This is a genomic window from Mycolicibacterium mageritense, assembly GCF_010727475.1.
In the GTDB taxonomy this organism is placed as follows: domain Bacteria; phylum Actinomycetota; class Actinomycetes; order Mycobacteriales; family Mycobacteriaceae; genus Mycobacterium; species Mycobacterium mageritense.
This window is the reverse complement of record NZ_AP022567.1, coordinates 538,359-552,709: the sequence shown is the minus strand read 5'-3', so window position 1 is coordinate 552,709 and position 14,351 is coordinate 538,359. Positions and strand designations below refer to the sequence as shown.

The following is a 14,351-nucleotide window of genomic DNA, read 5'->3' as shown; positions in this document are numbered from 1 at the left end:
ATACCGTCTGGGCGGTCCGCGCCAGTGCTGAAGCGGAACACTGGGAAGGCTTTGTCGGGGAACGGCGGCGCAGTGTCAAGAGTGGCGGCGGCGTTGACGGTTATCGTCATCGCCGCCGTCTGGCGCCAAAGAACTAGAAGTTGCAGCGCTTCAGCCCCGATCTTCACCCGCGGTCGTGCTATCGAAGTGGTCGGCCACACCGAGCAACCCCCTTGCACCGTCGAGCGGTAATCCGGTCGGATCGGAAAATTAGTGTGTCTCCGCCCAACTGGTCTGTCAAGACCAGATTGAGGCAGGGTGACGGGACCATGAGCAGCGGTCCCCCGGGTGGCGGGCGCGACGCCCGAACCAACGTAAACGCCCGTCGTCGGCGGCCTCGAACAAGCTCCTCGCCGCCTGCATGTTTATGCGGCGACCGAAGCGATTTATATCCGGGGTTCAGCAGGGAGCGCTGGATCATGGACAATGGCCACAATTCATCAGATGGCGTGAAATCGATTGCGGCCAAGTCGATTAGACCGCCAAGGCGGAGGTCTGATACCTCACGTCGCGGCGCGACACAGGGTCGTCGCGGCCAGGTCGAAGCAGCATCTAGCGACGGACTTTGGGTGTACATCACTGATGCTGTAAAACCTACTTTGACAAGCTTCCGCGACACGCCGAGGTGTTATCAAAGCAGCCCGGCGTTTCTTGTCAATCTTCGCTGCATCTCGAACCTAGGGCAGACCCTTGGTGCGGCGCCTCGCATCGCTCTAGCATCCGCTCTCCTCCGCAATACTCCGCAGACGATGAGGGTCACTCCGGTGCGTCTCGTTCTTGAACGGCTGCCAACCGCGGCGGCGCAGTCCCGTTCGAAAGAGCGGTGTGCAGCTCATGGATGATTCGGGCGTAGGCGGTGACCTGAGCGCGAAGTTGCGTGTTCTGCGCTCTGAGTTCCTGGTTGTCCTCTTGCGCTTCTCGGGCTTGCTGTTCGAGATTGGAGTACGCCGCTGGGATCGGACCGGAAGCTTCTACGCAACTTCGGAATTCGTCGGCGAGGTCGGTGTGTTTGTGGGTCAGCACCCAGCGTTTGACGTCGGCTTCGACGGCCAGCTGCACAACGGAGAGGGCCCCGGTGGAGCGCTTCGGGGTGCCATCGAGCAGACGTTGCATGGCCGCGGTAATCGCGGCCCGCTCGGCATCAGCGTCAGTCATCCGAATTGGGCTCCCCGTCGTCGTGCCCGTCGATGAGAGCGCGGAGCCGTTCCAGTTCGTGTCGGTACCGGATGATGCGCGGTTCGGGCGCCATGGGGTCATCGGCGATCTCGGCGAGCTGCGTGGCTTGCTCACGTAGGACTTCTACGTCGCGGTCAGTGCGGGCGATGTTGGGGCAGTGGGCGCGGCAGTCCGACAGGTCGGGGGTGCGGCGGGCGTCGGTGTCGTCGCGACTGACCCGACAGGCCGCCCGGTTCCGGTCGAACACGCAGGTCATTCCTGCGCCGGGATAGATCTGCAGATCCGGGTTGGAGAACAGGGCGCGCGCTTCGCGTCGCGTGGTGAGAACGTGGCCCGCGAATCGCTGAGCGTCTTCGACCCGATAGCGGTACTGGTCCGCTGCTGGTCCGGATACGTGTTCTCCGGCGGTGAGGTGTTCGTGGGAGTTGGCGAGCATGTCCAGTCGTGCGAGGAGTTCCTCGAAGGCGAGGTCGTCGGGAAACCCGGACGCGTAGGTACCGGCGTATCCGACCGTCATCTGGACTTTGACGTGGCCGTACTGGATCGCTGCGGCGATGATGCCGCGGGGTTTGCGCGCGATGAACCACGCCAGAGTGCGTCGGAATTGTCTCGGTTGAATCGACGGGTGCTGGGCGTCGACGGGGATGGTATCGGCGCGCCCGGTTCGGGCGCAGTAGTCGTTGACCCAGTCGCGGAACGCGTTCAGGTCGTTGGACATTTTCTGCGTGCCACGTGCTCGGCCGTCGCGGAAGCGTGCGCCGGTCTCGGTGCGGGCGCCGAGCCGATTGGGGAACAGTAGCTGCTCGTCGTGCAGGTTCTCCAGAGCTGTGACCGCGGCCGCGACGGGCTCAGCGACTACCCACGGGTCGCGACGGATTTCGCCCTCCGGCAGCAGTTCGCCGGCATCGTCGCGGACGCCCTTCCAGTGTCTGCCCGTCATCAGCAGTAGGCCGCTGTCGGGATCGCGGTGCAGGCAACCGCGTTCCAGTGAGAGCACCTCGCCGGGGCGCATCCCGGAAAGGTAGGCGATCACGATGAAACACGCCGCCATCAGATGGCGCGCTAGTGGACGTGTTTCGCTCTCATCGATCGGGTCATCGCGCCAGCGTTGGCCGTCGATGAGTCCGCTGGGAACGAGCAGCAGAGGGGCCCCTTCCCGGATGGGAGATAGCGTCCCGGGGAGTGGTGGACTTCGGATCTGGCGTGGTTCACGCGTTGTGATCAACGAGTCATGGTGAACGCTAGGCGATTTGGTGTTGTTTGGCAAGTGCTGCCGCGGCGTGTTTGGCGGCGATCACGGCGCGTAGTTCGTCCATGGAGACATCGGAGAGGTAGCGGCGGGTGACCTGCCACTCGTCGTGGGATTCGATGACCACCGCGGTGGCCAGGCGAAGGAACGCCGCCGGATTGGGGAAGATCTCCACGACATCGGCCCGACGCTTGATCTCTTTATTCAGACGCTCTATCGGATTATTCGACCAGATCTTCGCCAATGCGCCTTCGGGAACGCAGTGAACGCCAACACGTCGGTCTTGGCCTCGCCCATCATCGCGGCCACCTTCGGGAACGACGCGCCAGGGTGTCGGCGACCCGGTCCCACTGCGCGGCGACCTCGTCGGGCCTGGTGTGAGCGAAGATGGTCTTGACCGCCGCGGTAACCGCCGGGGCGTGTTTGGCCGATACCGCGGTATGCAGGTTCCGCATGAAATGCACCCGGCACCGCTGCCACGATGAGTTCGTGAACTGCTGTGCCACAGCGACTTTCAACCCAGCGTGCGCATCGGAGATGACCAGGTGCACCCCGATAGGCCGCGCGCCTAAGCGAGGCGAGGAACTCGCGCCAGAACTCGAACGACTCGCTGTCACCGACCGCGGTGCCCAGCACTCACGGGTGCCGTCGATCGACACGCCGGTCGCGACCACCAGGGCCTGGAGACCACGTGCGCCCCCACGCGGACCTTGCAGAAGGTGGCATCGCAGAACACGTAGGGGAAGCTGGTGGGTCAGCGAGCGTTCCCGAAACGCTGTGATCTCGCGGTCCAGGCCGGCGCAGATCCGCGACACTCCGACTTGACACCCCGGTCTGCACGCCCATCGCCGTCACCAGGTCATCGACGCTGCGGGTGGACACCCCGTGCACGTAGGCCTCCATGATGACCGCGTGCAGCGCCTTGTCGATACGCCGGGGGGTTCCAGCAGCGACGGGAAGAACGATCCCGCCCGTAGCTTGGGGATCTGCACCTCGATGTCCCCGGCGGTCGTGGAGACGGTCTTGGGCGGTGCCCGTTGCGGTGCACCCGGCCGTCGCTGCTCGTAACGGCCCGCGCCGATCGCCGCGGTGGCCTCGGCCTCGATGAGCTGCTGCAACCCGGAACGGATCAACTCGGCGAACACCGCACCCGAGTCAGCGGACTTCAGTGCATCGAGCTGAGCGAGCAGGGCAGAATGGTCAAGGGTCATCGCGCGGTTTCCTTCGGTGAGTCACTTTGGTACGTAACTCACTGACCACTACGCGATGGCCCACCCCAACACCGGCACCGACACGGCCTGAACATCTCCGCCCACCTCAGCCCCGTCCCCGAATTCCCACCACCCCAGGGGACTTAGCCGGATGGGAAGCCCACAGCCACGCAGAACCGCCTGGCTTGCCGGCGTCTGGAGGCTTCTGACGTCCGCGTCCATAAGGCGTGCGAGAAAGCCGTAGTGGTAGTCCATTTCGCCAGTCGTGGCTGACCGCCTGCCGGGAAGCGGAATGTTCAAACGACTGAATGCGCGAATGAGTCCGTGCAGATCGTTGGCGGCGTCGCCGATTTCGCGACGATAGCGTCCTGCGCGCCCCTGTCCTGGCCGTGTGCGGTCGGCGAGTCGTTGGTCTTCGCGTATTGCGGCAGTGATGTCGGCTGCTAGGTCTTCGATGAAACGCAACGCCCAACCCAACAAAGCGTTCATGACAGGCGGTGAGATTCTCGGGGTGGTGAGTTCCGCAGACCGGCGGCCTTCCAAGAGGTGGTGGAGGCGGTCACCGTGCCACGGCGGTGCTTCGGGCAGCCGGTCGTCCGTGTCGAGCAACGACCGGTAGGCCCAGAGTTTGATGACCGCTGTTAGCCTGTCCTGCTGCAGGTCTCGGGTTAGACCGCTGTCCTTCACCGTTGCCAAATACTCATCGAGGTCGTCCAGCGACACCTCGGCGAAGCGGACGATTCCTCTGGCGGTCAGCCACTCGGCAAAGGCCTTCATCTGGCGGAACTCGGTGACGATGCTGAGGATGGCTGGGCGCGGAGGAGACACGCGCGTTACCGTGACGTCGGGTCCGTCGTAGTTGATCATCAGCCAGCACACGTGCTTGAGCACGCCACGGAACGCGGCAGGCGCCTTTACGAAGGGGATGCCGCAGGCTCCGAGCTGCGGAGCGAACATTGCCGCCCCTAGCTCCCAGCGGTCGTCGCGAAAACGTGACACCGCGGCGGCGTTTGGGCGCAGTGGCCGATTGCTCAGCACGACGGAGTCGGGCGAGGGAATCCATTGCTGCCCCTCGCTACTGACTGCTGCGGTCGTCATTGAACCTCCGATGTCTTCATTGCACGTCCAGCGACCGGCTGAGGAACCGCTCGACGAGGTCTTGCTGTTCCGGGCCGATGTGCGCTCTGGCGTCGTCGACGGCGATGGTGGGATACCGGTGCATGATGTCTGTCAGCTGCGCGACGGGACCTGCGAATCGCTGTGCCCACTGCAGCGGCGTCATCTCGTTGGCCTTGTCGTGCAGGCGGTCGTGCACCGCGACGATGACCGGTAGGTGTGCCGGGGTGGCTCGCGCGCATGGGCAGGACAGGCACATCAGAAACGACGCGGCACATGGCTGACCGGGCGCGGCGTGGGGTCCGCCACGGAAGTCGGTGCAGCCACCCAAGACGGTGTCCAGACTGCCGGCAATCAGGTCGGTCAGAACCGTTGGCGCCAAGTCGACCTCGGCGGCGACCACCTCGGGTTCCCTCGCGGCGCGATCGGCCTGCTCGATGGTGATGGTCCTCATGTGCACCTGCTCGCGGGCCGTGGTGACCTGTTCCTCCAAGGTGTCCGCGACCACTTTCTGATACTCGGCAAGGTTGCCGCGGTTACGGGCGAGATAGTCGTTGGCGAGAGTCTGCTCGGTGTGTGCGACCGGTCGTTCATGCACCTGCAGCCACGTCATCCGCAACCTGCGAGTATCGATCGACAACACGCCGGCCTCGCCATCGCTAGTGCTGGGTGCATCGGCAACTACTTGTTGGGATCGTGCCCACCTGCTCACCGCTGTTTCGCGCAACTCCGGCCGAAATGCCAGTCCCTGCTTGATGCCCAAGTATCCGAACAGCAGCTCGCTTCCCGAGCGCGCTCTCACGGGTGCCGTAAGTTCGCGCACAAGTTCATATACGCCGAACGCGGAGGACACGTCGGTGCGGCCGTCCGCCTGACCGCCGACGTCGGTAAGCGCGACATTCATGTGTGCCCGGTTTCGGCCGCGGCGTGGCTTGAGCATGTCCACCAGGGCGGTCTTCGTGCCACCGCTATCGCCGTCTGGTCGGTGCGCCTCGGCGGGCAGACTGAGCACCGGCGACAGATTGTGGCCCGTCAGGCATACCAGCAGCACCGCAGCCGCCGACACGTCCCACACCGTCGGGTAGAGCTGCCCAAAGAGGACGGCGCTTCCGCCGTGCTGCGCTACCCGTTTGACATTTCTCCCGCTCGGATACCGCGGTATCTGATCGTGCCGATCGATGTGATCCAGGAGGGCGCCGTGCTCCCATCGGTGGGGATCGTCGGTGCGGTCGACGTCCCCGGCGCGCCACTCGACCAGTAGCGCACGGCCTCGACGGACACGCTGAACTGCCTCTCGCACGTCCGATTTCGCCACCGCGGTGATGCGCTTGAACTCGTCCGGTGTGTAGCTCGGGAGCTTTACGGATCGCTCTGGAGCCCGTGTGCGTGCGGCCCGCGCGAAGAACTCTCCGGGAATGTCCTCGCATCCTCGCGAGAGGGTCCGCATCGCCCCGTAGAACGACTTTCGTGTTCCCGGCGATAAGGTGAGCACCCATCCGTCCCAATGCGCGCCGCGCAGTCCGTTCGGGGCGTCCGGCGGGTGATCCAACGACCCAAGGTAGGCGGCGAATGACCGCACAGCGCTCATCAGCGACCGCGCCGAGCGTTCCGTCCGGTAGGAACCACTGGGACCGGTCGCCAACGCAAATCGTTCCAGGAACCAACGCCGCATCACATCCGAGACCGGTAGCGCCGCGAAATCGAATTCGACCGCAGACCTGCCGTGCTCGGGGAACACGGTGAGCCGCAACGGATGGTCGCCGCGGTCATCGAAGCGCGCCGGTAATCGATACGCCATCGGGGGCAATGCGGCGCGACGTCCACTGCTCACGATTGCGACCCGGACGCCAGTGGGTCCGTGGTTACCAGGGGGTGCGTGGCGAACATCTCCGCCAACAGGCCCTGCATCGCCGCGCCGTGCGCATGCTCGATCAGCAATTCGACGTCGAGATCCCGGAACGGTTCCAGATAGACGTTCATGGTGGTCGCCACACTCCGGTGTCCCAACAGGGTCATAACGAAGTACCAGGTGTCGCCGAACTGTGCGCGAAAATCGCGCATCTCCTCTGCGTTGAGGTGTGCGAAGCGCTTCTCGTACAACAGGCGGCCCACCGAAAACCACCGCAACGCAAAGGAATGCCGCAGCATGTGCGCGGTAGCTGCCAATCCGATCAGACTCGCACGGGTCACGCGCTTGTTCGCCGCGACGAACGTGTGCTGCCAGCCATGCGGCGCTCGCGGTATGCCGTCCTCGTTGAGCCATAATGCTACCGGTTCGAGTCCTGACTTGGACTCTCGGAAGATGCGGAGCCTCGCTCGCGGATCGAGGACGTCTAGGGAGACCGATGACAGTTGGCCCTGCATATCGCGCAGCTGGACCCGCCGACCACCAAGTTGTCGCTGCAGAATCTTTCTGTCGGCTACCCGTTCGTACCGCCCGGCGGCTTGCGCCCTGCGGACCGCTGCGGCACGCTCACCCTCGCCGTAGGCCAGCGCGGCGCTCAACACCGGCCGCGGCATCCAGTACTTGCGGCGCACACCGCCTTTCGCGCACGCGGCTGCCAACTGTGCGGTCATGAACCCGCGGCTGGGATCGTCGTACGGCAACTCGATCTGCAACAGGCTGGCCCATTCGGTCAACCGCAGACCCGTTCCGTAAAGGCCGTCGACAAAGCTGCAGTCACGTTGCGGGCAATGGCCTCGCCACGATCGGGCTTCCCGCCCGGACAGATCCAGTCCTCGTAAACCGACGTCCCGCCATCGGGCGTACCCGCCAGGATCGAGCCACTTCACGTCGCGGTCGCGTCCCGTCCGAGGCGCGGCGCGATACGCATCGACCGGTGGCTGGTCCGGACCGACGCGAACCGAGATCCGCTCCACCGGATTCTCGACGTGGTAACGGCTCTCGGCCCATTCATAGAATGCGCTGATCGCCACCAATCCAGACCGGACCGTGCCGCCGGCAACCCTGCGGGGATTCTTCTCATCGCTCATCCGCCAGAACTTGAACGTGTCGACGTGGTCAGCAGTCGCATCCGCCCAGCAACAGCTCACCAAATCCAGAAACCCGAGCCAAGTCGCCAATCCGAGCGCGTACTTGCGGCGGGTTCCTTCGGTGACACCGCGCATTCGAACCGACGCGAAGAACGCATTGACCTCCGTTGCGTACGCCCCGTCCGAACGCAACAGGAACGGCTGACCAGCGCGATTGCCGTTACGATGTGCGACTTCGGCTATCGACGGCAACCCGGCCAGGAGCGGATCGAACTGGAGGCCGTCCCACTCCGCCTTGGGATCACACCAAAAGACCTGCCACCGCGTCTCTGCCGCCACGGCCGCACCATATGCCCGCGGTAAGACAGCCGCCGAGGTAACTCGCGGATCGAATGCAACAACAACAGTCAAATGGCTAGAGACCGCTGGCGTAGATGCACAGCACTCCCTGGCTGAGACCGCCGAGCAGCGAGATGACGACGATCGGGATGACGTACCACGCCGGCGCCGCGGCGACGAGATCGTTCAGATAGGAATCGGTGGGATCGGTGATCGACATCGCCGTGAAGGCGCCGAACAGGCTCGGCAGCAGCACGCCGACGAACATCCCGAACGCGAGCGCGGTGCAGATGCTGCGGTCGGTGTAGCGGCGGGCCGAGATGCGCCGCGTGTAGTCACCGATGGTGGGGCCGTAGGAGATCGGCGCGGCCGCGAACAGCACTGCTGACAAGGTCCAGGTGGGCCAGAACCCGCCAAGCGCGTATTCGCTTGTGGTGGAGGCGGTCTGGAAGGTGTCCGCGAACGCGGGCACGCCGAGGACCAGCAGTGCGCCGACCACGGGAACCACAATTTTCTGCATCGCGACGATGGTCGCGTGTCCGTACAGCGCAATGGTCACCATGAGCACGGCGACGGCCGCGTAACCGAGCGCGCGAGCGACGTCGTTCTCGGGGGTCGCGAGCATGCGATGCGCGGCGGCGACGATCGCGTCGCCGCTTGTCCACACCGTGACGGCTGCGAAGCCCAGCGCGATGGCCAGTGCGATCCCGGAACCGATGAACCGGCCCCGGATACCGAAGAACGCGCCGCTGGATACCGTCATGTTGGTGCCGGTGCGTGGTCCGATCACCGCGGTGGGCAGGACCACGAGGATGCCGATGGCGATCCCGACGGCCATGGACGTCACGGTCTGCCAGAAGCTCAGCCCGAAGACCACGGCGAAGGCGCCGAACACCACATTCGTCCAGGTCAGGTTGGCTCCGAGGAACACCGCGCCGAGGTTGCGGGGGCGGGAGTCCCGCGCCTCTTCCGGCAGGTATTCGACACCGGCGACTTCGATCGCGCCTGCGGGGTCTGTGGTTGTCATGGCGCACCCGCTTGTTGAGAGGAGGTTCAATAGTGTTGATGTAGTCTTCAATAGCCCGCAGGATTCGTCAAGAGGGGAGCGCTGAGTTGTCGGTTGAGACGCGTGATGCCAAGCGGAAGCTGCCTGCGGAGCGCCGTGAGGAGCTGCTCGCCCGTGGCGTCGAGATCAGCGTTGCCGACGGTCTCGGCGCGGTGACGCTGCGGCGCGTCGCATCTGACATGGGTGTCACGGCCGGGCTGGTGAGCCATTACTTCTCGTCGGCCGAGCAGCTCGTGGTCGATGTTTTCCGCGGCGCTGCCCGCGCGGATCTCGACGGAGCTGTGGCGCGCGTCGCCGAGATCGCCACGGCGCCAGACAAGCTCGATGGGCTCGTCGACTATCTGCTAGACGATTCCACCGACGACGCGAGCGCGTTGTGGCTCGACGCGTGGAGCCTCGGCCGGCGCAACCCGCTCCTGGCTGCAGAAGCCAACGCCCTGACCGACGAGTGGCTGGCCTTCCTCACCGCAATTGTGAAGGCGGGCAGGGAGAGTGGCGAATTAAGGGTCGTCGACGACGCGGTGGCCGCTCGCCGGCTGCTGACCATGATCGACGGCCTTGGTGCGCAGAAGGTCGTGCGCGCCGTTCCCGCCGACGAGGCGAAACACATTGCGCGGGCCTACTTCGCCTCGGAGTTGGGGTTGTAGCGCTCGTAGCTGCTTCTGCCTACCAGCCTTCGGTGAGCACCCGGTCGAGCGCGTCGACGTAGAAATCAGCACTCTCGACGTCAATGCACAACGGGGGCTTGGTCTTCAGGATGTTCTGGTGATCGCCGGTGGGCTGGATGATCACGCCGAGCTCGAGCATCCGGTCGCAGATCAGCGCGGTTTCCTCGGTCGCCGGTTCCAGGGTCTGCGGATCGCGCACCATCTCGACACCGAGGTAGAGGCCCACGCCGTGCACGGTACCGATGAGCCGATGCTTGGCGGCCAGCGCCTCAAGCCGTGACTTCAGGTGCCCGCCGACTCGAACCGCGTTCTCCTGCAACCTTTCCTCCTGCAGGACGTCCAACACGGTCATGCCGATCGCGCAGGACAGCGGGCTGCCGCCGGTCGACGAGAAGAAGTAGCCCTGACTCCGGAAGGCGTCGGCGATCGCGCGGCTCGTGACGACGGCACCGAGCGGATAGCCGTTGCCCGTCGACTTCGCCATCGACACGATGTCGGGCACCACGCCCTGCTGCTGGAAGCCCCAGAACCAGTCACCGAGCCGGCCGTAGCCGACCTGGACCTCGTCGGCCACCGCGTATCCGCCACCGCCGCGCACCGCGGCGTAGACCTGGTCGAGATACCCGTCGGGCAGCGCCATGCCGCCGGCATTGCCGTACACGGTCTCGCAGATGAAGGCGGCCGGCGCGCGCCCGGCGGCGATCAACTGCTCGATCTGATCGACAGCCTCGCCGGTGTACCGCTTGGCATCGGGGCCACGGTACTTGCCGCGGAAGCTGTTCGGTGATTCCACCGTGTGCACCCAATCGGGCCTGGTGCTCAACGCATTCGGATTGTCGGCGGTAGACGTCGACACAGCGTCGGTGCCGTACGTCCAACCGTGGTACGCCTCGCGCATCGCCACCACATCCGGGCGCCCCGCGGCCGCGATCGCGAGTCGCAACGCCAGGTCGCTGGCCTCCGAGCCGGAGTTCACCAGGAACACCGTGTCCAGCGGCTCGGGCAGCAGGGCTGCCAGCCGTTCGCTGAACTCGACGACCGCTGCGTAGTTGAACCGAGAATTCGTGTTGAGCTTGCGCAACTGTCGCGCGGCGGCCGCCGCCACCCGAGGATGGGCGTGCCCGAGCACGGTCACGTTGTTGACCATGTCGAGGTAGCACCGCCCGCTGGTCGACATCAGGTAGTGCCGCCAGCCGCGCTCGATGCGCGGTGGTCTGCTGTAGTAGTGCTCCTGCACCGGCGCGAACGACCGGTCGCGTCGCGCCACCAGATCGGTGTCGGCGGTGGGCAACGTCAGCTCGGGCAGTCCCAACAGCGGGCGCGGATCCCGGCTCACCGCAAGCCATCCCGGCCCGAAGGATGGCTCGACGAGCGCCGGCGCGACGGGTGCGCCGACGGGACGCACCGCGACCTCGGTCCACTGTCCGGGCGCGGCGACCCCTAGCACGCTGCCGTCACCGGCCGTGACACCCGTCAACGTCAGTTCGAATTCGGCGCCCCGGAACGTCACCCGATCGGCGACGCGTTCGACGACCTCACCGTCCCACGGCGCCCGCAGCTCGACCGGCTCGGCGGGCCACAGACTGATGCCGGTCGGCACCACCTCGGGTTCGGTCTGGCTCAGCGCGGGCGCGCGGGTGAGCCGTGGCTGCCCGAACTGCGTGACGACCAGGCGAGCGCCATCATGGATTGCGGCCCTGGCCAATTCGTCCTCGGCGGCGGGACGCAACCAGCCGCCCGGAGTGAACGCCGAATCCAGGGCGTCTGACGTCGCGGAGAAGTCCAGCGTCGCCACCGACTCGGCGGGTATCCCGCTGATCAGCGAGCCCGATGGCGGAGCCGCGGGGGAAGCCAGCCCCAGTTCCGCCTTGATCAGCGCGGTCATCACATCGATCGGAACCGAGGTGGCCTGCTCGAACATGCGCCACTCGCCGTCGGACTGTTCGGTGATATAGGTGTTGTCGGGATCGATGCCGGCCTGCTGTGCGCCGCTGACGATCAACACCGCGGTTCGCAGAACCAGCAACGGCCACAACGCCTCCACTTCGGCGAGGTTGAGCGGCCGGATCGCATGGAACGCCCGGACACCCGGCAGGACCGATGTCGGGTCCGCGCCGGGATGCTGCAGTACCGAGGACAGGGTGATAGCGAGTTCTCCGATCGCCCAGCTTTCGCTGAGATCGCCGAAATCGATTATCCCGTCCGGATGTACGGCGCCGCCCGGCGTGTGAGACACCACGACGTTGGCGTCGGTGAGGTCCATGTGGACCGCCTGTCGCGGCAGCACGTCGGCAAGCGGGGAGAGCCGCGCCCAGGCCGCATCGGCTGCGGCCTGCAATCGGTCGCGGTGCGTTGCGTCCACATGGGAGACCAACTGGGAGACCACCTCGGCGCCGTAACGCAGATCCCACTGCAGAATCCGGTCCAGGCCCGGGTGGGTGAACTCGGCCAGCGCCCGGCTCACGCGGCCCGCCAGCGCACCCAGCTCGGCGACCGTCGTGGGCGACAGATAGCCGGATTCCAGCAGGGCGCCGCCCGGAAGGTAGCGAAGCAGCCGAACATAGGCCGTGCCGTCCACCAAACCAGTTACCGCAGTGCGTATTTCACCGGCGTTGTTGGGTACTGCCACGGCGACGCGCAGGTCCGGCTCCGCCGATGCGATCAGCTCGGTGGCCAGATCCTGCGCGGCCAACTCGGTTTCGTTGAAGGCCGGGTTGGCGATCTTGAGCACGCCGAGGGTCTCGTCGCTGCGGTGCACCAGAAAGTTCTTGTCCTGCTGGCTGCCCAGCGATGTGACATCGGCGATCAATCCGAACCGGGCGGCCAGGATGTCCTCCGCCTGCTGCTCGCTGACCTGGGGTGCGGGCAGCTCGGGTTCGGTCAGGAAGTTGAAGCCGACGGTGCGGCGCTGTGTGGTCATCGCGTCACGAAATCGACGACGACTTGGGAGAACGCGTCATTGTCGTCCCCGGCCGCGGTGTGACCGGCGTCGGACAACTCGACGAATTCCGCGGCAGGAACCTTTTCCAGGAAGTCCTGCACGCCCTCCGCGCTGACCACGTCGGAAAGCTTGCCGCGGATCAGCAGGATCGGAATCGTGAGGTCGATCGCGGCTTGTTCGAGCTTCTCCACCCGGATGAACGGGTCGTCTTCCGGTTTGGTCAAGAACGCCGGATCCCAATGCCAGTACCATCGGCCGTCGCGGTGGCGCAGGTTCTTCTTCAAGCCCTCGGGGCTGCGCGGTTTGGTGCGGTGCGGCAGATAGGCGGCGACGGCCTCGGCGGCCTGCTCCAGCGAGTCGAAACCGTGCACGTGGTTGAACATGAAGTCGCGGATGCGGGCACTGCCGGATTTCTCGAACCGGGGCACCACGTCGACGAGTACCAACTTGGTCACCAGTTCCGGCCCGGCGTCGCGCGCGGCGAGGATGCCGGTCAGCCCACCCATGCTGGCGCCGATCAGTACGACGGGCCGGTTCAGTTGGTGCAGAACGTGTAGCACGTCCCCGCACAGGGCTTCGATCGAGTAATTGGCAGTGGGGGAGCGGTCACTGTCGCCGTGGCCACGGGAATCCAACGCGACAACGTGCAGCCCCTGGTCGGCGAGAATCTGCCCGGTGTTCTTCCAGGAGAACCGGTTCTGCCCGCCGCCGTGCAGCATCAGCACCGTGGGCCTGGCCGCGGCCTCCGCTGATCCGGCGTTCCATTCGTCGCCGACCAGAGTCAGGTCGTCGACGCCCTGGAATGTGACGGTGCGCGATTCGCTGTGCTCGGACTTCGCAGTGCTCACGGACATTCCTCTCGGCCGCCCCCGCGCCTCACGTTACCCAGCGGCGTTTTTCGCGGACTCTTCGACCCGTCCGCCGCAGGCCTCAATAGAATCGTTGTTTGTGCAGTTGGATCCCGATTCAGACGGCGACCGCGACTGCATCATCGATGCCGCCTACGGGTGTCTCTCCGAGCCGCACACCGGCGCCGTGCCCATCGCCGCCGTCCTGGCCCGCGCGGGCCTGTCGACGCGGGCGTTCTACCGCCACTTCGAGTCCAAGGACGAGTTGTTCCTGGCGATGCTGCGCGACGAGGGTGACGCGCTGGCCCACCGGCTCGACCGGATCGCCGAGGAAGATTCGGGAACTCCGGCCGAGCAACTCCGGGCCTGGATCGCCCAGATCTTCGAGCTGGTGCAGGATCCCCGGTTGCGTATGCGGGCCATGGTGCTCGATTCCGACGAGGTGCGCGCCGCACCGGGCTACCGCGAGGCGCGGCAGCGCTGGCACGTCGACCGTGAGCAGTCGTTGGCGGTGATCCTGCAGCGGGGGCTGCGAGACGGTTCGTTTCCGCTTGCCAAGCCCGAAAGCGACGCGGCGTCGATCGGCGCGGTCGTGACGCGGGAGATGATCATGCCGACCGCCGTCGACGAATGGCAGCGGGCGGTGGACCGGGTGGTCGACTTCTCGCTGCGCGCGCTCGGGGCGCGGTGAGTTTCGGTCGGCG

Annotated in this window: 11 protein-coding genes and 1 pseudogene; 2 read left to right on the top strand and 10 right to left on the bottom strand. The window is 65.7% G+C overall.

Features of this window, described 5'->3' with window-relative positions:
• Positions 1 to 795 precede the first annotated feature (795 nt).
• The 8 genes and pseudogenes from G6N67_RS02625 to G6N67_RS02595 form a co-directional block, all read right to left on the bottom strand.
• Positions 796 to 1,194 (bottom strand): hypothetical protein, encoded by a 399-nt coding sequence (locus G6N67_RS02625; RefSeq protein WP_016343801.1) that lies wholly within the window; start codon positions 1,192 to 1,194, stop codon positions 796 to 798.
• Positions 1,187 to 2,266, bottom strand: a complete 1,080-nt coding sequence (locus G6N67_RS02620; protein WP_197747947.1) for a hypothetical protein — start codon at positions 2,264 to 2,266, stop codon at positions 1,187 to 1,189. Before G6N67_RS02620 ends, G6N67_RS02625 begins: the two co-directional genes overlap by 8 nt.
• A gap of 190 nt (positions 2,267 to 2,456) precedes the next feature.
• Positions 2,457 to 2,708: a transposase gene (locus G6N67_RS39460; RefSeq protein WP_268951250.1), complete on the bottom strand. Its 252-nt coding sequence runs from the start codon at positions 2,706 to 2,708 to the stop codon at positions 2,457 to 2,459.
• A gap of 52 nt (positions 2,709 to 2,760) precedes the next feature.
• Positions 2,761 to 3,675, bottom strand: a pseudogene (locus G6N67_RS02615) (IS256 family transposase).
• 48 nt (positions 3,676 to 3,723) lie between these two features.
• Positions 3,724 to 4,773 (bottom strand): site-specific integrase, encoded by a 1,050-nt coding sequence (locus G6N67_RS02610; protein WP_131524792.1) that lies wholly within the window; start codon positions 4,771 to 4,773, stop codon positions 3,724 to 3,726.
• Positions 4,774 to 4,789: 16 nt separating this feature from the next.
• Positions 4,790 to 6,589 (bottom strand): hypothetical protein, encoded by a 1,800-nt coding sequence (locus G6N67_RS02605; RefSeq protein WP_036437771.1) that lies wholly within the window; start codon positions 6,587 to 6,589, stop codon positions 4,790 to 4,792.
• Between the two features lie 29 nt (positions 6,590 to 6,618).
• Positions 6,619 to 8,124 carry a site-specific integrase gene (locus G6N67_RS39040; RefSeq protein ID WP_230021894.1) on the bottom strand — a complete coding sequence of 502 codons (1,506 nt, stop codon included), beginning with the start codon at positions 8,122 to 8,124 and terminating at the stop codon, positions 6,619 to 6,621.
• Positions 8,125 to 8,200: 76 nt separating this feature from the next.
• Positions 8,201 to 9,151, bottom strand: coding sequence for a purine-cytosine permease family protein (locus G6N67_RS02595; protein ID WP_051579043.1), 951 nt, complete (start codon positions 9,149 to 9,151; stop codon positions 8,201 to 8,203).
• An 86-nt stretch (positions 9,152 to 9,237) separates the two neighbouring features.
• Between G6N67_RS02595 and G6N67_RS02590 the strand changes: the two genes are divergently transcribed.
• Positions 9,238 to 9,837, top strand: coding sequence for a TetR/AcrR family transcriptional regulator (locus G6N67_RS02590; protein ID WP_036437769.1), 600 nt, complete (start codon positions 9,238 to 9,240; stop codon positions 9,835 to 9,837).
• Between the two features lie 19 nt (positions 9,838 to 9,856).
• Here the strand turns inward: G6N67_RS02590 and G6N67_RS02585 are convergent, their stop codons facing one another.
• On the bottom strand, positions 9,857 to 12,778 hold the full coding sequence (locus tag G6N67_RS02585; protein ID WP_036437768.1) for an aminotransferase: 2,922 nt from the start codon (positions 12,776 to 12,778) through the stop codon (positions 9,857 to 9,859).
• On the bottom strand, positions 12,775 to 13,647 hold the full coding sequence (locus G6N67_RS02580) for an alpha/beta fold hydrolase (protein WP_036438646.1): 873 nt from the start codon (positions 13,645 to 13,647) through the stop codon (positions 12,775 to 12,777). Before G6N67_RS02580 ends, G6N67_RS02585 begins: the two co-directional genes overlap by 4 nt.
• Positions 13,648 to 13,747: 100 nt before the next feature.
• Between G6N67_RS02580 and G6N67_RS02575 the strand changes: the two genes are divergently transcribed.
• The gene (locus tag G6N67_RS02575; RefSeq protein WP_229477665.1) at positions 13,748 to 14,338 is read left to right on the top strand and encodes a TetR/AcrR family transcriptional regulator; all 591 of its coding nucleotides are present in this window, start codon (positions 13,748 to 13,750) and stop codon (positions 14,336 to 14,338) included.
• The last annotated feature ends 13 nt before the right edge of the window (positions 14,339 to 14,351 follow it).

Excerpts from the sequence above, each read along its gene's own strand:
- G6N67_RS02625 (WP_016343801.1), bottom strand. The coding sequence starts at position 1,194 with ATGACTGACGCTGATGCCGAGCGGGCCGCGATTACCGCGGCCATGCAA.
- G6N67_RS02620 (WP_197747947.1), bottom strand. The coding sequence starts at position 2,266 with ATGGCGGCGTGTTTCATCGTGATCGCCTACCTTTCCGGGATGCGCCCC.
- G6N67_RS02610 (WP_131524792.1), bottom strand. The coding sequence starts at position 4,773 with ATGACGACCGCAGCAGTCAGTAGCGAGGGGCAGCAATGGATTCCCTCG.
- G6N67_RS02605 (WP_036437771.1), bottom strand. The coding sequence starts at position 6,589 with ATGGCGTATCGATTACCGGCGCGCTTCGATGACCGCGGCGACCATCCG.
- G6N67_RS02595 (WP_051579043.1), bottom strand. The coding sequence starts at position 9,151 with ATGACAACCACAGACCCCGCAGGCGCGATCGAAGTCGCCGGTGTCGAA.
- G6N67_RS02585 (WP_036437768.1), bottom strand. The coding sequence starts at position 12,778 with ATGACCACACAGCGCCGCACCGTCGGCTTCAACTTCCTGACCGAACCC.